Here is a 23,128-nt window from a genome sequence, read left to right as displayed (position 1 = left end):
GTTAAATTCCTTCCGTGGTCACTAGGTATCCATACGTAAGACCCTGCATTTTCTTACGTTTTTTCTTATCTTCGTACATCCGCTGGTCAGCAAGTTCCTGCAGGGCGTCCATATCCTCTCTTTCGGAATAGCGGGCAATGCCCACGGAGATTCCGCCCTGATAGGATCTGCCGTCAATGGATAGGGGCGCTTTGAGGACCTGCTGAATTTCCTGCTTGATCCGGCGGATTTCTTCGGATTCAACAATGGGCAGGAGCGCAATGAACTCATCGCCTCCCACACGGGCAACGACCCCATAATGATTAAAGATCTTCTGGAGGCGTTTAACCACTTCCTGAAGGACCAAATCGCCAAAACCATGACCATAGGTATCATTGCAGTGCTTGAAATCATCCAGATCCATATAGATCAAAATAAAATCAAGGTCCCACTTTTGATAACTATCCACAAAATGGGACTGTGTTTCCTTGAACCCTTGATAGTTCAAGGCACCTGTCAAGGCATCAATGGTGCTTTTTTTCTTGAGTTCCGCCTGGATCTGGGTAAAACGGGTCACGTCACGAAACCAAGAAAGACTGCCGACAATTCGTCCGGCTTCAATGAGGGGAATCTTGTTCATCATGACCGTGCGGATCATGCCCTTGGCCATGCAGTGGACCTTTTCCTCCGAAATGACAGGAATCTGCCCAAGAAGCATTTCCTCTTCCCGATACGTTGGGTCAAATTCTACATTCCATCCCAGTTCCTCCTCCGACTTACCGAGAATATCATCCAAGGAAGAAAGATTGAAATAATGCATAAAAGCATCATTGGCTCCCATGAAGCGGCCCTTGACGTCTTTCCAATAAACATTCATTTCCGGTAAATGGAGCATGGCCTCCCAGAGGACTTCCGGCAACATAGCGGCATCCTTGTCTATCTTGGAAAACGGTACCAGCTTGTTCCGCACCAAAAGGGGTTCCATGGGGCGTGGCATCTCGGCCCCCATAAAATAGCGCAGGTTGACCGTTCCGCAATAGACCTTGATATCGGAGGGTTCTCCTGACAGCCAGACCAAATGGAGCTGCCAGCCATTGCGATTTTCCTGTTCACTGCTCGTGACCCGGAAAAAAGTGGAAAGATAGCCGCATCCTGATTCATTGATGCGAGTGACCAAGGTGGACAGATCATAAAACTGCAGAAAACGTTTCCAGTCTTCCGAAAAAACGTGCCGCCTTGCCCATTCCCTCAAAAATAAAGGAAGGGGAAGCCGCTCGATTTCATCGGTCACATTCATTCCCACCTTGATCCGATGAACGGTCTGAGTTGTTAGGTTGAGCACAAAGAAACTGTCAAAAAGGGAAAAAATCCCATTCATGATACTCTGGACAGCTGCCTTTCGTTCCTTGAAGGCAGACGTGCGGACACCGGTCAGGATGATGAGAAAAGCCTCGGCTCCACTTGCCTCGTTTTTGGCAATAGGATCGATGCGCAGGCTGCAGACCTCATTATGGCTGGAGACTTCAATGGTTAAGCCCTTTTGCGTATCCTGACACTGCTTGATAGCCTGCAGAAGGTTCCTGCGGCAAAAGGTCCCTGCCTGGCCCATATATTCATCAAAAGCCGCAGGATCGCGGAACGCCAGCTGCCCTTCCCGCGCCGTAAAGGCTGCGTTCGTTTCAAGAAGGCTCATTTTCCCTGCCTGATATTCAACGATGCAGGCAGGCAGGGATGGAAGGACCAGCCGTTCGTCCTTACCATGGGAAACTGTTTCCGGTATGGCCTGCACCATGTTGCAGCAGCCCACAGCGTTATAATACCGGCAATTGGGCTCCGTTTCGTCCGTATCCCAGATGGCAAGATCCAGTAACTGTTCAAACGGAATGGGCCGGCTGTAAAGATATCCTTGCATCCGTTCACAGCCCACACTTTGGAGATAATCCAGCTGCGCTTCGGTTTCAACCCCTTCCACAAGGGTCTTCATTCCCAGCTGCTTGACCATGGCAATGAGGGCACCGATGATGAAGTTGCCCCGATTGATATGGGCACTGCCCACAAGAAAACGCAGGTCAAACTTGACAAGGTCCACATCCAGATCCTTGAGGAGACTCAACGAGGAAAAACCACTTCCAAAATCATCCATCCACACTTCATAGCCATGATCCCGCAGCTCCGTGAGCTGGTCCTTGAGGAACGATACGTCATCGCAGAAACCACGTTCCGTAACCTCCACGCACAGGGCATGGTCCGGCACGTGATATTGGGCCCGGAGCCGGTCAAGTTCCCTGCGGATATTGCAGTGCTGGAAATCGCTGCGGGAAAAATTGATGGAAATGGGCAAATTGACATCGGGCCGGAGCTGAAGTTCCTGATAAAGACGGCAGACCTCTTCGGCTACATAAAGATCCAGTTTGGTGATCAGCTGCGTAGCTTCCAGCGGTTTGATAAAGATAGACGGCAGCAAATGGCCATACTTGGAATCATCCCAGCGGGCCAAGGCTTCTGCCGCGCAGGCCTTACAGGTCAAGGTCCTGACAATGGGCTGGAAAAACACCTTGATATCGTGGTTTTTCAGGGCCTCTTCCAAATGGGTCACCACATAGTGATCGATGGCCAGATGCTTTTGAAGATCTTCGTCATATTCCCGGTAAACCGCCTGATAGTCCTTTTTGATATGGGCACAGGCCGCTTTGGCATAATCGGAAGCGGTGATGGGACTGATCTGGGGATCGGAGACAATGAATATGCCCGCCTTAAGGTCAAGCTGATTATTGCTGCGCAGGGAAAGCGCCTTCTTATGAAGATGGACAAGCCGCTCCCGCACATCCGGCACCCCGGTCACAACAGCAAACTGTATGGAGGCACCGCGCGTAATCAGGACATCGGGAAAAGTCTGATGGATCAGGGCAGAAACTTCCGTGAGCAAATGGGCCCCTTCACTGATATCTCCCTGCATATTGATGAAGCGGAAATTTTCAAGATCAAGGAAAATGTAGCAGGCTCTCTTCCCCTGCTGGAGAAGTTCCTTTTGGAGCTGTTCGGCCTGCATCCAGAAATCACTGGTACTGTCCAAACAATTCCCCTGCGCTTCTTTTAGTCTAGCAATATCGTATGCTTGATCATTCATAGGAACACCTTCTTCCTCAAAGACACGGTCCTTACGATTTCTTGCCGAGAGGCATCATGACAAGGGTCCCATAATAAGGGGACATCATTTTCATGGAAATCAGCATCTCTTCCTGGAGAAACTGGCTCTTGATGCGAAAGGTTACATTTTCCTTTTCATTGGCCATTTTATGGATATACGCCCACAGAGGCTGATCTGGGGCTTTGAGCAGCGACATGATGGAACGATTGGTCCAGCGTTCTGGACGCATATTAAAAAGATCGGCAAAGGCCTGGTTCACGACCTTGATGCGAATATTTTTAATCGTGCCCAAGTCATCCCGTTCCACGGCAAAGACAAAAAAAGGCGAAGGCACGGTATCGCAGTTGATGCGAAGGGACAGTTCCTCTGCGCTGTTTTGATGGTATACAGGCGCCTTCTGTCCCATTTTTTCATAGAAAGCCCTTTTTTCCTCGTACATGCGCCGGTCAGCTTTTTCTTTCAAGATGGAAAAATCCATCGTAAACTGCGGGACCCATACAGTGCCTACGGCAAGATCGATGCTCCGGGAGGCCATGAGCATACGGATTTCCTTGACCTTTTCCAGAAAAGGAGCCTCCTTGATGCCATCATCAAGAATGATGAATTCATCCCCACCAACGCGAAAGACCTGCTTTTTATCAAAGACCTGGATCAAGGTTCCCGTAACCCGGGTCAACAGGTCATTGCCCGCCTCGTGGCCATAATTATCATTGATTTTCTTAAGTCCCGAGACATCGGCAAAAATGACGCCCAGACTTGTTTCATCCGACAAATGGTCAAGCGCGGAAAGAAGGCGATTGAAATTTCCTACACCGGTCAGGGGATCCGTATAGCCGAGGCTCTGGAGCCGTTCAATGAGCTTCCAATTATAAAGAAGGGTCGAAACAAAAAAGCCGAGCAGCCGAACCGATTGGGAACTATCTTTGTGCGGCTTATTGAGGTCCTTATCGAACCCAATGATGCCAATAATATTTCCATGGCGCTTCAAAGGGGCCGCATAGGCCTTTTCCGTCTCTACGACCTCTTGGTTCCAAATATGAGGAAAACGGGCTTCAATCTGGGAGGCCGTGAAGACTTGATGCATTTCCCGCACTGAAACAGGGGAAACCTTCCATTCATAGGTCATAATAAAACTGTCAGGACCAATCTTTTCCAAAATATAGACCCGTTTCCCATCAAGATGCTGACTGAATTGGGCCATCAAGGTTTGGAAGGATTCCTCGGGACTGTTTCCATCATCATAAAAGGAATCCTGATTGATACTGACGCCATAAGGTGACCATATGTAATTTTGTGAAGCCATAATGCCGTTTTCCTCGCTTTCTCCCCCACAAAGAGGGTAAATTACCCAATCAGTTGCTGTTTGTTGCCAATATTATCCGCTCATTCCCATTAAAAACAAGAAATATAGATGTATTATACATGATAAAATATCCTTATGACAATAAGAAGGGTCAGATGGATCACAAGAAATCCTGTCTCTCTTTGCTTCTTATTTACAATAAGTATTAAGTATAATATTTTTGTAAAAAGAAATTCCTATTGGCGGAATCTCAGTGGCGGAAGTTTAACAATCGTTTCTTTCCCATATAGGTGGAAAAGACAATTACAAAGTACAAAAATTTTCACTATTTACTCGATAGTTCCTTATTAGGAAAGGTTCTAGGACAACATTTATTGTTTCTATCAAGAAAGGACGAGAATGAAACAGGTCATAATATTTCACAAAGATTTCACATTTATAAATGCCTTATATGGGGCTTTCCTCCAAGACACATGACTGAGGCAGAGGCATTTTTTAATCCCGACCGCTCATACCACTCTGCGTACCTTTCGCTGTACGGCGGGTTCCTAAGGTTTCTCCCTTCCTTTACTGGTCATAACCCGTACAGGAGATTCCACCTCTTGATACTGCCCTTGATGTTTGGTCATGAGGTTCCCTCGACTAGGACAGCACAAGACCTTTCTCATTGAAGTGTGCGCCCTGATGGACGCACAAAAAAGGAACCGCACGAGGCGGCTCCTTACAAGGTATCCGTTATTTCAGTTCATATCCGGCTTTTTCGATAGCTGCTCTTGCGGCCTCACGGTCAAGTGGGGCAGCAAGGATTACTTCAACTTTCCCTGTTTCATGGGAAGGCGTGGCGCTTACTATGGAAGGCAGGCTTTCGAGGGCTCTTTTTACCCGGCCTTCACAGTGGGCACACATCATGCCTTTTACGTGAAGGGTCGCTTTATCCTCCCCCCTTCCCATGATTCCGCCATAGGTATAGCCAGCTTTTGTCACGGCATCTTCGGCAGCTTTTTCATCAAGGGGCGCCGAAAGGGTGACCTGGACCCTATCCTTCGTATGGTCTGCAGCGGCGCTTACTACGCCGGGCAGGGCTTCCAAAGCCTTTTTCACATGAGCTTCGCAGTGGCTGCAGGTCATGCCTTTCACAATAAGGTCCATGTCCGACACGGCCCCAGTTTGGGGCGTCCCGCCGTTTTGCAGGTCAGTTCGTTTTACCGGTACCGTCCCTACTTCTACATGATGCTTGGAACGATCCTTCGACCCATCATGGATCTTGGTCAGATTCAGGCGCAGGGCATTCATGCAGACCGTAAAGCTCGACAGACTCATGGCGGCCGCTCCTACCATGGGGTTCATCTTGAGACCAGGGATGAGACCTGCGGCAAGAGGGATGCAGACGACATTGTAGAAGAAGGCCCAGAATAAATTTTCGTGGATGTTCCTGACAGTACTGCGGCTGAGACGCACGGCAGCGGAAACGTCGGTCAGTTTGCTGTTCATGAGGACAATATCGGCCGAATCAATGGCTACATCGGCACCGGCACCGATGGCAATACCGATATCGGCACGGGTGAGGGCTGGCGCGTCGTTGATCCCGTCGCCGACCATGGCAACCTTGCCATATTTCTGGAGCTCGCGGATCACCGTTTCCTTGCCATCTGGCAGTACGCCGGCGATGACGCGGTCCACACCGGCTTCGCGGCCAATGCTTTCTGCCGTCTTTTCATTGTCCCCTGTCAGCATGACTACGGTAAGGCCCATCTTCTGCAATTCCTTGATGGCCTTGGGGGAATCTTCCTTGATGACGTCAGCGACAGCAATCATGCCGATAACAGCACCATCAAGGGCAAACAGGAGCGGTGTCCGACCTTTTTCTGCCAGTGCTTCCGCCTGCTTTTCCAAGGACGGGTCCAGACGGGCGGTCCCTTTGATATAGGAAAGGCTGCCACCAAGAAGGATGGCTCCACTCTTTTTGGCCGTCAGGCCGTTGCCGGGCAGGATGGAAAAGTCATCAACGGTTTCGGCAGTAAGCTGCCTGGAAAGGGCTTCTTCCACAACGGCTTTGGCAAGAGGATGTTCGGACTTTTGTTCCAGGTCATAGGCAAGCTGGAGGAGCATTTTTTCCGTCATGCCGGCAGCAGGGACGATGTCCGTGACTTTCGGCTGTCCCTTGGTAATGGTTCCCGTCTTATCAAGCGCCACAATGCTCACTTTTCCCGCAATTTCAAGGGATTCACTGGTCTTAAAGAGAATACCATTTTTGGCGCCGACGCCATTGCCAACCATGATGGCAACTGGCGTTGCAAGGCCCAAGGCACAGGGACAGGCCACAACAAGGATTGCAATGCCGCGGGCAATGGCCTCACCAAAGGAAGCTCCGACAAAGAGCCACCCCACAGTAGCAATCACGGCAAGGGCGATGATGGTTGGGACAAAGTACATGGAAACAGTATCAGCAATACGAGCAATGGGCGCCTTGGTAGCCGAGGCATCGCTCACAAGTTTGATGATCTGGGACAGGGTCGTGTCCTCACCGACGCGCGTGGCACGGCATTCCAAGTAGCCCGATTGGTTTGTCGTAGCCGTCTGGACCTTATCACCGGGCTTTTTGTCAACAGGCAGGCTTTCTCCCGTCAGGGCCGCTTCGTTGACGGCGCTGGTCCCTTTGAGGACGACCCCATCAACGGGGATGTTTTCCCCCGGACGAACAACAAAAACGTCGCCAATCTTCACCGTCTCAATAGGTACGGTCGTTTCCTTGCCATCAATCAACAAGGTGGCTGTTTTGGGCGCCATTTTCATAAGTCCCTTGAGGGCATCCGTTGTACGGCCCTTGGAAATCGATTCAAGGGTCTTGCCCACGGTGATGAGCGCCGGGATCATGGCCGCCGATTCAAAATACAAATCCTCCATATAGCGCTTCATGAGCGCGGAAAGGGGCGCTCCGTGGGAACCAAGATAGGTTATGTCATAAAGGACATAAAGGCTCCACAGGAAGGAAACCCCGGAGCCAAGCGCCACAAGGGTATCCATGTTGGGTGCCAGATGCTTCATGCTCTTGAAGCCGCTGACGAAAAAGGCCCGGTTAATGAACATGACGATGAGTGCAAGGAGCAGCTGCGTAATCCCCAACCCGTACAGGTTTCCCTCAAGGAAGGCGGGCAACGGGAAATGGAGCATGTTGTGCCCCATTGTCAGATACATGAGGACGAGCAGGAAGCCAATGGAATAGATCAGGCGCCGCTTCAATTTAGGCGTCTCCGTATCCTTTAACGCATCATCATTAGACGGCTTTGCACTCGTGCTGTCCATTCCTTTGGGTGACGCACCGTATCCTGCATCTTCTACGGCCTTGATGATGGCTTCATTGCTGGCCTCCCCTTCTACCCCCATACTGTTGGTCAAAAGAGAGACAGAGACACTGGTCACGCCGGGAACGCCGGCTACAGCCTTTTCTACGTGGGCCTGACAGGAAGCACAGGTCATGCCCTCGACCTTGAATTGTTTCATTGAGGATTCCTCCTTTAGTTGAATCTGTATTGATACCCTACCACGGTATTGTTTTCATTCTTATCTTAAGCGAAGGTCCCTCTTTTGTCAATGGGAAAGTATAGCTTTTTACTAGAATTTTGACAGACTTCCCCCCATGGCAAAAAAATCCTGCAGGAAATCAGTCCTGCAGGAGCTTTTCTTCATATTCCCGAAGCACGGCCAAGAGGACCTCCTCCGTTTGTGCTTGATTGATAGCGTTGCGATAATGGGCACTGTAAGGCAGTCCGGTAAAGTACATGGCACCGTGATGCCGCATTTCCCGGACGCCAACCCGTTCTCCCTTAAATAAGATAAGGTCATGGAGATGGCGTCGAATCATGGCAAAGCGTTCCGCAAGGGACACAGCGGGGATTTCCTTATGGGCAAAAAGGGCCTTCACTTCCCGGAAAATCCACGGATTGCCTTCAGCGCCGCGGGCAATCATAACCCCGTCGCAGCCAGTGACTTCCTTCATGCGCAGCGCGTCTTCTGCCCTAAAGATATCGCCGTTGCCGAGGACAGGGATCCCGACACTTTCCTTGACAGCACGGATGATGGTCCAATCCGCCTTTCCCTGATAGAACTGGGCTCGCGTCCTACCGTGGACACAAACAGCGCTGACGCCGGCCTTTTCGGCCATTTGGGCAATCACCACAGCGTTCTTGTGGGCGTCATCCCAGCCCGCACGGAATTTCACGGTGACGGGAATGCTGACGGCCTCAACAAGGGCTGCCAGGATGGCATAGACCTTTTCGGGGTCCTTCATGAGGGCAGACCCTTCGCCGTTGGAAACAATCTTATGGACGGGGCAGCCCATATTGACATCGATCATATCGGCGCCATGGGCCTCCACAATTTTTCCTGCCGCAGCAAGTTCCGAAGGGACGGAGCCAAAAAGCTGGATGGCCGTGGGGTGTTCCTTGGGGTCGATGGTCAGCATGGCAAAGGTCTTTTGGTTCTTATATAAAAGGGCTTTGGCGCTCACCATCTCAGATACCGTATAGTCCGCCCCGTTTTCCCTGCAGATGACGCGAAAAGGCAGGTCCGTCACACCTGCCATAGGAGCGAGTACGACGGGAAAAGGGGTCTCTTTAAAAGAAAACATACCTTCCTCCATGGATAAAAGAAGCGGCGTTTCCGCTTAGGGAAAAACGCCGCCAGAAATTGCTTTATTGTTTGCGGTTCATCTTGTGGAGGATCAAGAGCCCCTCCAAGGTCAGAAAAGGTTCAACGACGTCGACCAGTTCCGATTCAGAAGCCATGAGTTTACCGAAACCACCGGTTACGACGACGAAGGCCTGACCGTCCAATTCCTTTTTCATGCGCGTAATAATGCCGTCCATTTGGCCGACAAAACCAAAGATGACGCCGCTGCGCATGGCATGGATTGTATCATGGCAGATGGCCATTTTGGGTTTAATCAGTTCAATGCGGGGCAGCTTGGCTGCCTTTTGGAAAAGCGCTTCCGTTGAAATGCCAATGCCCGGGGCAATGGCACCGCCCAGATATTCCCCATCAGGACGCAGGGCGCAGAATGTTGTTGCCGTCCCAAAGTCAATGATGATGAGATTGCCCTTATCACCGTACATATGATGGGCTGCAACCGCGTTGACGATACGGTCTGCACCGATTTCATTAGGGTGGTCATAGTCGAGCTTAAGTCCCGTATTGCAGTTGCTTGTAACAACAAAGGGCGTAATGCCAAAATAGCGTTTGCACATATTGCAGAGCGGCACAAGAAGGGGCGGGACAACAGTGGAAACAATGATGTCCTTGACCGCCTTCATATCCACCCCGGTGGACTGGAACATACTGCCCAAGATGATGCCAAATTCATCACTGGTCCGAGAACGGCTGCTTGACAGTCTCCAGTGAGCAATCCATTCCTTTCCGTCGTGAACGCCAACGACGATGTTTGTATTGCCAATATCCATTACCATTAACATGAGATGAGTTTCCTCCTTGGAAAGTTGCGGGTTTTGATGGAATTGTGCATATGGCAGCAGGGGTCCTTCACGCCGTACCGCCTGCCGCATAAACGACTACATTATACCAAAGATAAGGAACTTTGCAAGAAGCGATTCAGTGCCTTGGCAAAAATATAGGCAAAAGCGGCGCCTTTCGGCACTTCCTTTGCCTATCATTGTTAACCCATTATTGATACTTACCTTTTCCTTGAGCGGGACGAATGGAAACATCACCGGCAAGGACCCGTTCCAATTGTCCATTTTTCCGACGCACCAAAAGGGCCCCTTCTTCATCGATGTCCTCAGCTTTTCCTGTATAGGTCGTGTCCGGGGCAATGACCCTCACCATACGGCCCAAGGTCACGGAGTAGCGGCGCCATTCATCGAGGATGGGAGCAAAGCCTTCCTTGAGGACCGTCTCATAGCAGGTCTCCAGATGATCGAGAACCCTAGCCAAGAGGGCCACCCGATCCGTTGGCGTATCTGCCACATCATCGATGGAGACGGCCGACTCCCGAAGGGCTTCAGGGACCATGCTTTGGGGAACGCAGACATTGATGCCGATACCAACGACAAGATAGTTGATGTGACCAAATTCGGCACTCATTTCCGTCAAGATGCCTACAAGCTTGCGTCCTTCAAGAAGAATATCATTCGGCCATTTGATTTCGGCCTTGACGCCGCACAGTTCACGTATGGCGCGAACCACCGCGACGGCTGCAAGAAGGGTCATCTTGGGGGCTTCCTGGGGCAGGAAGGTCGGTTTTAACAGCAGGGAGAACCAAAGCCCCTTTCCATAGGGACTGAACCAGCCTCGAGCCAGGCGCCCCTTCCCAACGGACTGTTCCTCGGCCACACAAACCGTTCCATCAGGAGCGCCCTGCAGGGCCATTTTCTTCAAGAGGTCGTTCGTAGAGGGAATGACTTCTTCATAGGCCATATTGCGGCCAATAAAACGCGTATGGAGATGGCGGGAAATTTCCTCGGGAAGGAGCTTATCCGGAACGCTGACGAGAACATAGCCTTTTTTGGTATAGGCCTCAATTCCATAGCCCATTTTCTTGAGGCTCTGAATATGTTTCCAAACAGCCGTCCTTGTAATGCCAAAATGGTTGGCTAGATCCTGGCCCGATAGGGGCTGGGGTGCCTTTTCCCGCAGGAGGTTCAAGATTTCACTGCGCATGCATCATCTTCCTTTCTATAATGACCCGTAAAGGAAAAGGCGCCTGTGGCGCCTCTTCCCATTTTTCAATCTGTCAGCCAAGGGGCTGGGAATCATCCTTAGGAAGGATTCCTTCCTCGTGCGGAGAAGCAGACCCCTCTTCCGGCAGCGTCTTTCCTTCCGGCTTTACAGATTCTGTTGAGGACGGCTCCCTTGCGGGCGCTTCTTCCCCTTTCTCAAGGATCCGGCCATATTCCACGAGTTCCTTGATTTCATGCTCTTCCAGGGTTTCCCGGTCAATCAGTGCCTGAGCAATGAGGTGCAGCTTATCGATGTTATCTTGAAGGAGCTTTACCGTCCCTTCATAGGCTTCATCAATGAAACGGCGGATTTCGCCGTCGATTTCGGCGGCAATCTTTTCGCTGTACATATTTTCATGACCAATATCACGGCCCAGGAAGACTTGCTGCTGACGGTGACCAAAGGTGACGGCACCCAAGCGTTCGCTCATGCCGTATTCACAAGTCATCTGGCGGGCAAGTTCCGTGGCGCGCTGCAGATCATTGCTGGCGCCGCTTGAAATCTCATGAAGGACGAGCGCTTCGGCCACGCGGCCGCCCAAAAGGACCTTCAATTCATCCAGGAGCTCACTGCGCGTAGCATAATAGCGATCTTCTTTCGGAAGGCTCAGGGTATACCCGCCAGCTCTCCCACGGGGAATGATTGTAACCTTGTGGACTGGATCGGTGTGATCAAGGAGCATGCCCACCAAAGTATGACCACCTTCATGATAGGCCGTGAGGCGTTTTTCATTGTCGCTGATGACGCGGCTGCGCCGTTCAGGTCCCATCATGACCCGTTCTGCTGCTTCTTCGAGATCACTCATGGTGATGGTCATCTGGTTATGACGGGCTGCAAGAAGGGCTCCTTCATTGACAAGGTTGGCAAGGTCCGCACCCGTAAAGCCCGGCGTACGGCGGGCCAGGACTTCCATATCCACATTGCTGTCAATGGGTTTGCCCTTGGCATGGACCTTGAGGATGGCAAGGCGGCCCCTGATATCAGGCCGGTCAACAACAATCTGACGGTCAAAACGGCCCGGACGGAGCAGGGCCGGATCAAGGATATCCGGACGGTTTGTGGCGGCAATCATGATGATGCCTTCATTGGCACCAAACCCATCCATCTCAACCAGGAGCTGGTTCAAGGTCTGTTCCCGTTCGTCGTGTCCGCCGCCAAGGCCAGCCCCGCGCTGACGGCCGACCGCATCGATTTCATCGATGAAGACGATGCAGGGGGCATTCTTTTTGGCTTGGTCAAAAAGATCACGGACGCGGGAAGCCCCAACCCCAACAAACATTTCAACAAAGTCGGAACCAGAGATGCTAAAGAAAGGCACGCCCGCTTCCCCGGCGACGGCTTTTGCAAGAAGCGTCTTACCGGTCCCAGGGGGCCCATACAGGAGGACACCCTTGGGGATCTTGGCCCCGAGCTGGTTATACTTCTGCGGTGCCTTAAGAAATTCCACCACTTCCTGCAGCTCCTGTTTGGCTTCATCCGCACCGGCCACATCCCGAAAGAGGACGCGGCTCTTGCCATCGCCATAGAGCTTTGCCTTGCTCTTGCCAAAGCTCATGACCCGGCTGCCGCCGCCCTGGGCATTGTTCATCATGAAGAACCACAGGACGACAATGACAATCATGGGCAGGACACTAGTAAGGATGCTGCTCCAGAAAGAAGGCTGGGGCGGCAGTTCGGCCTTGATTTCCACATCGCGGCTGCGCAGCGTATCAACCATCTTGTCGTCGCGGGGCGCAACGGTCGTAAATTCAGAGCCATTTTTGAGTTTTCCCTTGATGACGGAATTATCGACGATGGTGACGCTCTGTACGTCATCCTGCTGGACTTCCTTCATGAAATTGCTGTAGCTCATATCGTTCTTCGGAGCATTGGACGCATTGTAATAATCGTAGATCCAAAGTCCAAGGATAAAGACGAGCAGGTAGAAAATAATATTTCTAAAGAATCTTGTCACGGTATCCTCCTCTCCCAAAAGATCGGGAATCTTTTGGGGTCTATTTATTTTTCATAGACGGAACGCTTCAGGATGCCAACATAAGGAAGCGTCCGGTAATCTTCATTGTAATCCAGCCCAAAGCCGACAACAAATTCATCGGGAATGACAAAGCCGTAATAATCAGGCACCATTTTGACAAGACGCCGTTCCTTTTTATCAAGCATGGCCGCAAGGCGGATACTCTTGCAGTTACGGGTGCTGAAAAGTTCACGTACGGCTTTGAGGGTAAGTCCGGAATCGACCACATCATCGACGATGAGGACATTCTTGCCGGCAAGGTTCCGGGACGTGTCGAACTGGATATCGACCTTTCCTGAGGTGGACGTCCCTGCCCCATAGGAGGAAACTTTCAGGAAATCGATCTGCGTGGGAACGCTCAGATGCTGCGTCAGTTCCATCATAAAATAGGAAGCCCCTTTTAACAGCCCAATGACGAGGAGTTCTTCTCCTTCATAATCCTTGCTGATTTCTGCAGCCATTTCAGCAATGCGCGTCTTGAGGGTCTTTTCATCGATCAGGACTTTTTCAATATTGGGATGCATGTCTTTGTTTCTCCTTTATCTCAAGTTTCTTTGCCCGCCCCGCGGCTCGGTCCGTTTCATGGCGGCCTGCCATCAGTCGGCCGTTGATATAGATGACCCGTACGTGACCAGGTACATCAAGGCTCTTGCCGCTGATGCCCTTTTCAATGAGCCGCAGGATCTTCTTTACGTGGTCAAATCCCAGTTCCTCTCCACCGGCGCCTTTAACCGCCAGACGGATAACGCGGCTTTTGATGGCTAGGTCAAGCCTTTCAAAGGTCGGCCCTGCATCGATATCGTAGGTTCCAAAGATATTGCGGGAAAAGGAAGTTAAATACTTTTGGGCCATTTTTTCAAGATAGGACTCATCGCTTTGGGCCACAGCTGCTGCCTGCACGAGGGCTGCCTTGATGCGTGGATTTTTGGTTGCAAGCAGGGGCAAAAGCTCCAACCGGACCCAGTTGCGCAAAAGGGTGGGATCGCTGTTTGTCGAATCCGTTCGGTACGAAAGCCCTTCTTCCTGGCAGTAGGTCTCCATGTCCTTCCGCGTCGCAGCCAGAAAGGGCCGTGCAATATACCCATTGACAGGCAGCATGCCTCTAAGTCCCCGTGTCCCCGTCCCGCGGACAAGATTCATGAGAATAGTCTCTGCCTGGTCATCTTCATGATGGGCCACAAAAATGCCTTGGGCCCCTACCTTTTCACGGTAGCCTTCAAGTGCCTCGTAGCGCAGGCGCCGGGCCGCATCCTCCAAGGACAGACCCTCCTTTTCCTTGAGGGCCTGGGGATCAATGTCAAATTGGGCATAGGATAAAGTCCTGTCCTGACAGAAAGATTCAACAAAGCGGGCATCTTCATCGGCCTCTTCCCCCCGCAGATGATGGTGGACATGGGCCACAAGGACCGTCACGTCATCTTCTTCCGCGGCTTTTGCCATAATGTCCGTGAGCGTCAGGGAATCGGCACCGCCCGAGCAGGCGGCAATGACGGTTCCGCCTTCCTGCCATAGGCGAGAAGCCCGAACCATATTCTTCAGGCTCTCTTCGAGCACACTCATTTCATCACCTCAAAACTAAAGAAGGGGCTGTCAAATAAGAACAGCCCCTTGAAACCCGCAACCGCTCCATGCAGTAAGGATCTCGGGTCTTTATCCAGGAAGGGCCGTTCAATCGCCTCGACGGGCGCCGCGGCCTCCCCTTTTAGATTCCGTATTCCGTTTTAAGTCCAAGAGACGATCATCACTTTCCTTGAGGAAACGGGACAATTTATCCTCGAAGCTCATTGGCCCCTGCGGACGAGCTGCACCGCCTGGACGGCCTTCGAACTTGCGTTCCCCGCCAAAACGTCTTTCTCCTGGTTTTCTATCGCCATGATGTTCACCCGGTTTGCGGCCTTCGAATTTACGGCCTTCAAACTTCCTGCTGTCCCCGCCACGTTCATTTTTTTGTTCCAGAGGGGGCATGAGGGCCTTCAGAGACAGACCAATCTTACCTTTTTCATCAATGGAGACGACCTTGACCGTCACCTTCTGTTTCACCGTCAGGAAGTCATGCACGTCCTTGACAAAGACATTGGAGACCTCAGAGATGTGAATCAATCCTACTTTGTTTTCAGGGAGCTCCACAAACGCTCCAAAATTCGTGATACCGGTAACAATGCCGTCAACGACTGCGCCTTTTTCCAAAGCCATAAGTCAAAGAAATCCTCCTTTAGGGTTGTGTTACGTTAACCATTATACCGTTGTTTTGAAAGTTACGTCAAGTCCCTTTCTTCCTATGCTTGAGGCCCACCTTCCCTTTTGTGGGCAAAAAAAGAAGGCCCCCTCCGTAAGCGGGACCCCCTACTTTTTCTTTTCATCCACGATGAAGAGCGGGACTTCATTTTTCCCCACCATATTGTGTTCATCGCGGGCAACCTTTTCTACATATTTGGGATCATGGAGATTGCTGCGTTCTTCTTCCAAGCGTTCATTATCCTTTTCAATGGTCTTGATCTTTTCACTGCTTTTAACAGCCTCCTTGCGGACAAGATAAAGATCATAGGCTTGTTTTCCAAGCTGATACAGAGAAATAACAACGATCAGGGCAATGATCAGTCCCAGCCCCCGAAAGGCCAGTTCCTTGGCACTTTTCAGCCTTTTCCGTTTGCCTTCAGCCATGGTGACGTCTCCCTTAGCAATTCCATACAAAAACGAGCCCGATACCAAGCGGCATCGGGCAATCATTCAAAATTATTTGTTGACGGCGTCTTTGAAAGCTTTGCCAGCCTTGAAAGCAGGAACAGTAGCCTTCTTGATTTTGATGGTTTCGCCGGTGCGAGGATTCTTGCCGTTGCGAGCTTTACGTACCCGAGCTTCGAAGGTACCGAAGCCAATCAGCTGAACCTTGTCTTTTTGAGCAATGGCTTCCTTAACGGTATCGATAAATGCATTTACAGCCTTTTCTGCGTCTTTTTTAGGCATAGCAGTCTTGGACGCAACTTCAGAGATCAATTCACTTTTGTTCATAAGTAAGTCCTCCTCAATACTGATTGCGCCTTTCGGCGCTTTGGCTACCGTTATGGTATCACAAACATTGTGAAAATGCACGCTTTTTTTTGGAAAAAGCTAGATTTTTTCCCGTTTTACCGACTTCCAAAGCAAAATCATGTCGTCAATGGATAAATTTTCCCAATTTTTATTTCTTTCGGAAATAATTTCTTCTATTTTTCGGAAGCGTTTTTCATATTTGATATTGGCTCGATGGAGGGCCGTCTCTGGTTCAAGTCCCAGTTTCCTTGCATAAACGGAAAGGGCAAAAAACAGGTCGCCTAGTTCCTCTTCCATATGGTCTTTGTTTTTGGACAAAACGGCTTCTGCCAATTCAGCTTCTTCCTCTTTGACCTTCTCATAAGCGCGGTCAGCATCGGGCCAGTCAAATCCTTTGCGGCTAGAACGCTCACTGAGCTTATAGGCCCTCATCAGGCTCGGCAGGTCCCGGGCAATGCCATCAAGGGCACTTTTGCGTTCGGTTTTCTCTTCGGCTTTGAGGGCATCCCAATTCTTGAGGAGTTCCTCCGACCTTCCTACCGTGACCGTACCATAAACATGGGGATGCCGGTGAATGAGTTTCTGGGACACATCCATAATGACGTCCTGCATTGTAAAGGCCCCCGCCTCTTCCGCCAGAAGGGCATGGAAAACAACCAGGAAAAGGACATCCCCCAATTCTTCCCGGATGCCTTTTTCATCGCCATCATCGATGGCCTCAAGAAGCTCATAGACCTCTTCCACAAGTTCCCGGCGCATACTCTTATGATCCTGGGCCTGATCCCAAGGGCAGCCTCCAGGACCGCGCAGCGTCCGGACGACGTCCATAAGCGGTGTCAGGTCCATGACCCGTTCTTCTTTTTTCTTATCCATGGTGTCTCCTTTTCTTTTTCAGTGCACGGAGGGAACCCTCTCCCAAAACAAGGAGCAGGAACCCGTAAAGGAGGGCGCCGGCACCAACGGCTCCCAGCGTGCTCGTTACAAGACCCAGCTTCACAAGTAAGGTCCGGTTCACCCAAAGGGCGGCACCGCCCATCAAAAGGGAAGCCATCAGAGCGCGCAGAAGCGTCTTTACGGGCAAGGCAATCCTTGCCAAGCGGTAAGCGGCGGCAAGATTCATAAAGGCGGAAAGGGCAAGACCGAGGTCCGTTGCCAAAGCGGCACCGATGACGTTCCACTGGGGCTGTGCAGCAAAGATCCAAAGGACGCCGATTTTCACGGCAAGGCCAAGGAACATGTTCAGCATCGGAATCTTGGGCCGTCCCAGCCCCTGCAGGATGGCCGCTGTCACCTGATGCAGTCCCAGGAAAAAGACGGACGGGGCCAGAAAGGAAACGACGGGGCCTGCCGCTTTCATTCCATAAAGGACCTGGGAAATGGGTGTTCCCAAAAGGTACATGCCCACGGCCGCGGGAAGGGTAAAAAGGATGAGGATGCGCAGGGCGGTGCGGGCCTTGTTCCGTACGGCTTCACTGTCGCCCAGGGCATACGCTTCCGAAATGGCGGGCACCGTTGACCAGGCAAGGGAATTGGTCGGTATGGTTCCCATATTGACAAGGGGCATGGCCATCCCTGTAAGATAGCCCAACGCCGTCGTCGAAGCCGCCACCGTAAAGCCGGCTGCAAGGAGGCGGTCCGGGACGAGAATGATTTCCACAAGACCAACAAGGGGAATCATAAGGGTGGATAGGGTCACAGGAAGTGCAAGGCTAACCAGTTCACGGATGATAAAAAATCCTGAAATGGGTGATTTGAGGGTAAGGTCCCTGCCCTCCCGCTTCCAGGCGAGCTGCTGGCGTCGGTAGCAGAAAAGAAGGAAGAGCAACCCCATAAGGGCCCCCGGAGCTGCTCCGAAGATGGCTCCACCTGCCGCCATGGCAAGACCCTTGGGGAGCAGCCACACCGAAAGGACCAGCATAAAAGCAACCCGGAAGAATTGTTCCAGAATCTGGGAAAGTGCCGTAGGCCGCATTTCCTGAAAGCCTTGAAAATAGCCCCTCAGCCCTGCAAGAGGCACGGTCAAAAGCAGGGCGGGCACGCAAAAGAGCATAGGGACGAGGGCCCGTTCATCCTTGATGAGGCCTGATGAAAATAGGCAGGGAATAAGGCCATAGGCAGCAAGACTTACGGCAAGGCCCAAAAGGGCCAGGAAGGGAAAGGACACCGTAACGACACGGTGCACGCTCCCCCACTCCTTTTTGGCCGCATAACGGGCCACAATGAGGCTCATGGCGGCAGGAATGCCTGCCGCGACAATGCCGACAAGAAGATTATATAAGGGGTAAGCAAGCTGATAGAGCCCAATCCCTTCCCCACCCAAAAGGCGAGACAGGAAGATTCGGTTTACGGAAGCAAGGATTTTGACCATGAGTCCTGCTGCCGTCAGGATCAGGGTTCCTTTTACAAAGCGATCGGCCATAAGGGTCCTCCTTGTCAGTTCAGCAGGCGGGGCAGGTTCTTTTCAAGGAAAGTCAGTGCGTCAGTGGCAGGACCTGTCATCCGCAAAACGAGCTGGGGCACGGGATTGAGGCTGAAGGTAAGGCGCGGCACATATTCCTTCACAAGATCACGGATGACATCGGGATTGGCCCTACTGTGCGGGTTGAAGCGAATCGTAAGGGAACCGGGACGCGCGGTAACAGCGTCCACTACAAGGTCCCGGCACAGGGCCCGGATGGCAGCCACCCTCCACAGCGTCACGAGCTCCTTTGGCGGAGTTCCGAAACGGTCGATGATCTCATCCATGAAATCATCCCGCTCTTCATACTTCATGCTGCCAAGACGGCGGTAGAGCTCGAGTTTGTAGCGCGGATTATCGATGAAGTCATCAGGAATGTAGGCATCCAGCTTCATATTGATGGTTGGATCGTGAAGGACCTCTTCGGGGCTCTTGCCTTCCTGGAGGGCCTTGATCGTATCTTCCAGCAGGCGGCAGTAAAGGGCAAACCCAACACCGGCAATCTGGCCATGCTGCTCTGACCCCAGAAGGTTCCCTGCGCCGCGGATCTCAAGGTCCCGCATGGCAATCTTGAAACCAGCGCCAAGTTCCGTAAAATCGCGGATGGCCTGGAGGCGTTTTTGCGAGACTTCAGACAGGGCCTTATCCTTTTTATAGAGAAAATACGCATAGGCAAGGCGCGAAGAGCGTCCCACCCGGCCCCTCATCTGGTAAAGCTGGGAAAGGCCAAAGTTTTCGGCCCCATCGATGATGATCGTATTGGCAAGAGGCACATCAAGGCCATTTTCGATGATGGTCGTTGAAAGCAGGACATCATAGTCCCCCTGGTAAAAGCCGACCATGACTTCTTCCAGTTCATCTTCTGTCATGCGGCCATGAGCCACACCAATGGACAGACCTGGAATCATTTCCCGCAGGCGGTGGGCAATGCGGTCCAAGGCCTCGATCCGGTTATGGACGTAATAGACGCGGCCGCCGCGGCGGATCTCCCGTTCGATGGCTTCTTTGACCATGCCGTCATCGTATTCTGCCACATAGGTTTCTACCGGCAGGCGGTCTTCCGGCGGCGATTCAATGACACTCATATCCCGGCCCTTGACGAGGGCCAGATGGAGGGTCCGTGGAATCGGCGTTGCCGACAGGGTGAGAACATCGATGCCAGAACTCCACTGCTTGATTTTTTCCTTCTGGGCCACGCCAAAACGCTGTTCCTCGTCGATGATGAGAAGGCCCAGGTCCTTGAAGTGGACATCGGGCTGGATCAGACGATGGGTGCCGATGACAATATCAAGATCCCCTTTTTCAAGCTTATCCAGGGTATCCTTCTGCTCCTTACGGCTGCGGAAGCGGCTCAGCATTTCAATACGGACCCCAAAGGCATCCATACGGTTTTGGAAGGTGATGAGGTGCTGCTGGGCAAGAACCGTCGTCGGGGCCATGACAGCCACCTGCTTGCCGTCCATAACCGCTTTAAAAGCCGCCCGGATGGCGACTTCCGTCTTGCCGTATCCCACGTCGCCGCACAAAAGACGCTCCATGGGAACGGGCTTTTCCATATCGGCCTTGATTTCTTGGATGGCTTTGAGCTGATCTGGCGTTTCCTCAAAAGGAAAACGATCCTCGAACTCTTTCTGCCAGGGCGTATCCGGAGCAAAAGCATGTCCCGGCGTAATCTTTCGCTGGGCATAAAGGCGCAGAAGCTCCGAAGCAAGGATGGTGATGGCTTTTTGGGCCTTTTTCTTGGCTTTTTGCCAGTCGCTGCGGCCCATCCGGGACAAGCGGGGCGGCGTACCTTCGCTGCCGATGTATTTATGGAGAAGCCCTACCTGTTCAACAGGCACATGAAGCTTGTCACCCTGGGCATATTGGAGCTTTAGGTAATCCCGATGGATGCCGTCGATGATAATGGTCTCAACCCCTAAATAGCGGCCGATGCCCTGTGTATCATGGACGACGTAGTCGCCTGCCTTGATATCCGTAAAATAAGTCAAGGCGGGCCCGGCACCACGGATCTTTTTCTTCTGCCGCCGCTCTTTGCGGGACCCAAAAATATCGGCTTCCGTCAGAAGGAGCCAGTTTTCATCCCAGAAATAAAAACCATGGGACAGTCCGCCTTCAAAGACGGCCCCGCCCTTTTCCGGGATGAGGCTCCCTTTTTGGACAAAGGTCATGGGGACCCCTTCATTTTCAAGATGCTGGGCCGTCCCAAACGCTTTATCCCGGGTCCCCATCATAATGAGGGGATGGATACCTTCTTTGATCCAGCCTTTGAGGTCCTTGATGAGAAGGTCCATGCTGCGGTTATAAGGCGCCGCAGTGCGCACCTTAATGGCAAGGCGGGGATAGGCCTGATAAAGGGGCTGGGAAAGGGCGCTCACGACTAGGAGATGGTTCTTTTGGGAGCGCTCCAGCAGTTGCTTTTCCGAAAAAAGCTGTTCCTTGAATTCCCGGTTGTCGAGATAGGATTTCTTGGCTTCTTCAAAAAACGCGGCTGCTTCATCAAGGACAAGAAGCTGGTCAGGCGATACGTAATCAAACAGACTGGATTCCGCTTCCTTTTCGCCGGAAGCAATGGGCATGATATCAACTTTTATGAGGGCGCCGATGCTGCGCTGATCCTCCAAGGAAAAGCGGCGGATGGCATCGATGGTTTCATCAAACCATTCAATACGGATTGGATCCTTGGCATTGATGGGAAAAATATCAAGGATATCGCCGCGAACGGAAAATTGGCCCAAGGTTTCGACCTGATCCGTGCGTTCGTAGCCTTCTTTGACAAGACGCTCTATGAGTTCACCGCGATCTTTTTCATCCCCCTGGGTCAGGGTCATGCTGTCCCGCATAAGACCTTCAGGCCTTGGCAGTTTCTGGATGGCGGCTTCTGCCGTGACAAAGATGATGCCCGCTTCTTTTTTGAGGATCATTTCAAGGGCAGCTGCCCGTTCTGCCATGACCTCTTCATTGCGTGTATCGATTTCACCATGGATGAGTCCAATGGGATAGAGTTCACGCATGGCACGGTCCGGATAAAACGGGGTCAGTTCACGGCGCAAAAGGCGCACATCTTCCCTCCGCGGGGTCAGGATGATGAGCGGATCTGAGGCCTTACCAAAGGTTTGGAGGGCGCACAAAAAGCCGGCTTTGATGGATCCTGACAGGCCGGTCACTGTCAAAGGGCCTTGGGCCTTTTGCCAAGCTTGGATTCCTTCTTTTGTTGTCTTTTCCCGCCCTAACAGGCGGATCAATTCATTCATCATATTTGCTATCCATTTCCTACACAAAACAAGGAATCAAAACAAAGCGGGGCCGCACCGCATGACAGGGTCATGAGATGCTGCTCCCGCTTCTGGATTTCCTACAAGATTACAGTTTGATATTGATGTTGCTGCGGTCAAAGGTATGGACAGCATCAACGAAACGGACCGTGCCCGTTGCATAACGCATGGAAATCGTATGGGTACGGGCGCCGTTGCCGAAGAAGTTGACGCCGTGGAGCAGATCACAGTTCGTGATTCCCGAAGCGGTGAACATGACATCATCACCCTTTACCAGATCATCGATGGTGAGGATTTGCTTCACATCGGGAATGCCCATCTTATGGCAGCGTTCTTCCTGTTCTTCATTTTCCGGGCAGAGACGGGCCTGCATATCGCCGCCCAAGCATTTGAGCCCAGCTGCAGCAAGGACACCTTCCGGGGCACCGCCGCGGCCGATGTACATATGGATGCCGGTTCCTTCAATCCCAGCATTGATGATCGGATCGACATCCCCATCGCTGATGAGACGGATCCGGGCACCGGCTGCCCTGACTTCTTCAATGATCTTGCGATGACGGGGACGGTCAAGGGCAACGACCGTAAGGTCACCAACTTTGCGGTTGAGGGCGTTGGCCACCCGTTCGAGGTTAGCGGAAACCGGATCATCGATGTTGATGCATCCTTTGGCACGGGGACCGACAGCAATCTTGTCCATGTACATATCAGGCGCATGGAGCAGGCATCCTTTCGGAGCAATCGCGATAACGGCAATGGCACCAGGCTGTCCTTTGGCAACAAGGTTCGTACCTTCAACAGGATCAACGGCGATGTCTACTTCCGGGCCGCCAGCACCGACATGCTCCCCAATATAGAGCATCGGAGCCTCGTCCATTTCGCCTTCGCCAATCACGACGGTCCCGCTGATGTTCACCGTATCAAACATCTTGCGCATGGCATCGACGGCCAGTTGGTCAATGCCGTTTTTATCCCCACGGCCAACGCCTCTGGCGCTCGCAATGGCTGCAGCTTCCGTTACGCGTACAAATTCCATGGATAATTCTCTGTTCATCATTACGCCTCCATTATCTTGTTGGGCTGGATTTCCTAACATCTTCCAGCCGTCTCCCCCTTATGAGGGAACCTGCTTCATTGGGGTGCAGCCTGCCGCATCCCCTCTTATCACAACAGGAATGCAGGAAAGGACTTC

At 51.9% G+C, this 23,128-nt stretch carries 16 protein-coding genes; all 16 read right to left on the bottom strand.

Annotation, left to right across the window (positions count from 1 at the left end; all coding sequences use genetic code 11):
• Nucleotide 1 precedes the first annotated feature (1 nt).
• The 16 genes from QZQ08_RS01450 to glpX all read right to left on the bottom strand — a co-directional run bounded on the left by QZQ08_RS01450 (nt 2) and on the right by glpX (nt 22,990).
• The gene (locus tag QZQ08_RS01450) at nt 2-3,106 is read right to left on the bottom strand and encodes an EAL domain-containing protein (RefSeq protein ID WP_296326891.1); all 3,105 of its coding nucleotides are present in this window, start codon (nt 3,104-3,106) and stop codon (nt 2-4) included.
• A gap of 31 nt (nt 3,107-3,137) precedes the next feature.
• Nucleotides 3,138-4,430, bottom strand: a complete 1,293-nt coding sequence (locus QZQ08_RS01445) for a GGDEF domain-containing protein (RefSeq protein WP_296326889.1) — start codon at nt 4,428-4,430, stop codon at nt 3,138-3,140.
• 735 nt (nt 4,431-5,165) lie between these two features.
• Nucleotides 5,166-7,931, bottom strand: coding sequence for a heavy metal translocating P-type ATPase (locus tag QZQ08_RS01440; RefSeq protein ID WP_296326888.1), 2,766 nt, complete (start codon nt 7,929-7,931; stop codon nt 5,166-5,168).
• Nucleotides 7,932-8,091: 160 nt separating this feature from the next.
• On the bottom strand, nt 8,092-9,057 hold the full coding sequence (gene dusB / locus QZQ08_RS01435; protein ID WP_296326886.1) for a tRNA dihydrouridine synthase DusB: 966 nt from the start codon (nt 9,055-9,057) through the stop codon (nt 8,092-8,094).
• A 64-nt stretch (nt 9,058-9,121) separates the two neighbouring features.
• Entirely contained in the window at nt 9,122-9,898 is a 777-nt protein-coding gene (locus tag QZQ08_RS01430) for a type III pantothenate kinase (RefSeq protein ID WP_296326884.1), read from the bottom strand.
• Between the two features lie 208 nt (nt 9,899-10,106).
• A complete protein-coding gene (locus QZQ08_RS01425) occupies nt 10,107-11,102 on the bottom strand; it encodes a biotin--[acetyl-CoA-carboxylase] ligase (RefSeq protein ID WP_296326882.1) in 996 nt (331 codons plus the stop codon).
• A gap of 73 nt (nt 11,103-11,175) precedes the next feature.
• Entirely contained in the window at nt 11,176-13,116 is a 1,941-nt protein-coding gene (ftsH, locus tag QZQ08_RS01420; protein WP_296326880.1) for an ATP-dependent zinc metalloprotease FtsH, read from the bottom strand.
• A 44-nt stretch (nt 13,117-13,160) separates the two neighbouring features.
• The gene (gene hpt / locus QZQ08_RS01415) at nt 13,161-13,700 is read right to left on the bottom strand and encodes a hypoxanthine phosphoribosyltransferase (protein ID WP_296326877.1); all 540 of its coding nucleotides are present in this window, start codon (nt 13,698-13,700) and stop codon (nt 13,161-13,163) included.
• Nucleotides 13,684-14,736 carry a tRNA lysidine(34) synthetase TilS gene (gene tilS / locus QZQ08_RS01410; RefSeq protein ID WP_296326876.1) on the bottom strand — a complete coding sequence of 351 codons (1,053 nt, stop codon included), beginning with the start codon at nt 14,734-14,736 and terminating at the stop codon, nt 13,684-13,686. Before tilS ends, hpt begins: the two co-directional genes overlap by 17 nt.
• Before the next feature lie 108 nt (nt 14,737-14,844).
• Nucleotides 14,845-15,369, bottom strand: a complete 525-nt coding sequence (locus tag QZQ08_RS01405; RefSeq protein WP_296326874.1) for a S1 RNA-binding domain-containing protein — start codon at nt 15,367-15,369, stop codon at nt 14,845-14,847.
• Between the two features lie 150 nt (nt 15,370-15,519).
• On the bottom strand, nt 15,520-15,837 hold the full coding sequence (locus tag QZQ08_RS01400; RefSeq protein WP_296326870.1) for a septum formation initiator family protein: 318 nt from the start codon (nt 15,835-15,837) through the stop codon (nt 15,520-15,522).
• Between the two features lie 72 nt (nt 15,838-15,909).
• The gene (locus QZQ08_RS01395; RefSeq protein WP_009016050.1) at nt 15,910-16,185 is read right to left on the bottom strand and encodes an HU family DNA-binding protein; all 276 of its coding nucleotides are present in this window, start codon (nt 16,183-16,185) and stop codon (nt 15,910-15,912) included.
• 99 nt (nt 16,186-16,284) lie between these two features.
• Entirely contained in the window at nt 16,285-17,079 is a 795-nt protein-coding gene (gene mazG, locus QZQ08_RS01390; protein ID WP_296326865.1) for a nucleoside triphosphate pyrophosphohydrolase, read from the bottom strand.
• Entirely contained in the window at nt 17,072-18,625 is a 1,554-nt protein-coding gene (locus tag QZQ08_RS01385) for a polysaccharide biosynthesis protein (protein ID WP_296326863.1), read from the bottom strand. The genes mazG and QZQ08_RS01385 overlap by 8 nt, the downstream gene beginning before the upstream one ends.
• 14 nt (nt 18,626-18,639) lie before the next feature.
• On the bottom strand, nt 18,640-21,921 hold the full coding sequence (gene mfd / locus QZQ08_RS01380) for a transcription-repair coupling factor (RefSeq protein ID WP_296326861.1): 3,282 nt from the start codon (nt 21,919-21,921) through the stop codon (nt 18,640-18,642).
• Between the two features lie 106 nt (nt 21,922-22,027).
• Nucleotides 22,028-22,990 (bottom strand): class II fructose-bisphosphatase, encoded by a 963-nt coding sequence (gene glpX, locus QZQ08_RS01375; protein WP_366140912.1) that lies wholly within the window; start codon nt 22,988-22,990, stop codon nt 22,028-22,030.
• Between the last annotated feature and the right edge of the window lie 138 nt (nt 22,991-23,128).

This window comes from uncultured Acidaminococcus sp., from assembly GCA_900538365.1.
Lineage (GTDB): Bacteria > Bacillota > Negativicutes > Acidaminococcales > Acidaminococcaceae > Acidaminococcus.
Note: the sequence above shows the minus strand (reverse complement) of the source record. Positions and strands in the feature narration are given on the sequence as shown.

Coding starts and splice junctions, on each gene's coding strand:
- QZQ08_RS01450 (WP_296326891.1), bottom strand. CDS start 3,106: ATGAATGATCAAGCATACGATATTGCTAGACTAAAAGAAGCGCAGGGG.
- QZQ08_RS01445 (WP_296326889.1), bottom strand. CDS start 4,430: ATGGCTTCACAAAATTACATATGGTCACCTTATGGCGTCAGTATCAAT.
- QZQ08_RS01440 (WP_296326888.1), bottom strand. CDS start 7,931: ATGAAACAATTCAAGGTCGAGGGCATGACCTGTGCTTCCTGTCAGGCC.
- dusB (WP_296326886.1), bottom strand. CDS start 9,057: ATGTTTTCTTTTAAAGAGACCCCTTTTCCCGTCGTACTCGCTCCTATG.
- QZQ08_RS01430 (WP_296326884.1), bottom strand. CDS start 9,898: ATGTTAATGGTAATGGATATTGGCAATACAAACATCGTCGTTGGCGTT.
- QZQ08_RS01425 (WP_296326882.1), bottom strand. CDS start 11,102: ATGCGCAGTGAAATCTTGAACCTCCTGCGGGAAAAGGCACCCCAGCCC.
- hpt (WP_296326877.1), bottom strand. CDS start 13,700: ATGCATCCCAATATTGAAAAAGTCCTGATCGATGAAAAGACCCTCAAG.
- tilS (WP_296326876.1), bottom strand. CDS start 14,736: ATGAGTGTGCTCGAAGAGAGCCTGAAGAATATGGTTCGGGCTTCTCGC.
- QZQ08_RS01405 (WP_296326874.1), bottom strand. CDS start 15,369: ATGGCTTTGGAAAAAGGCGCAGTCGTTGACGGCATTGTTACCGGTATC.
- QZQ08_RS01400 (WP_296326870.1), bottom strand. CDS start 15,837: ATGGCTGAAGGCAAACGGAAAAGGCTGAAAAGTGCCAAGGAACTGGCC.
- QZQ08_RS01395 (WP_009016050.1), bottom strand. CDS start 16,185: ATGAACAAAAGTGAATTGATCTCTGAAGTTGCGTCCAAGACTGCTATG.
- mazG (WP_296326865.1), bottom strand. CDS start 17,079: ATGGATAAGAAAAAAGAAGAACGGGTCATGGACCTGACACCGCTTATG.
- QZQ08_RS01385 (WP_296326863.1), bottom strand. CDS start 18,625: ATGGCCGATCGCTTTGTAAAAGGAACCCTGATCCTGACGGCAGCAGGA.
- mfd (WP_296326861.1), bottom strand. CDS start 21,921: ATGATGAATGAATTGATCCGCCTGTTAGGGCGGGAAAAGACAACAAAA.
- glpX (WP_366140912.1), bottom strand. CDS start 22,990: ATGAACAGAGAATTATCCATGGAATTTGTACGCGTAACGGAAGCTGCA.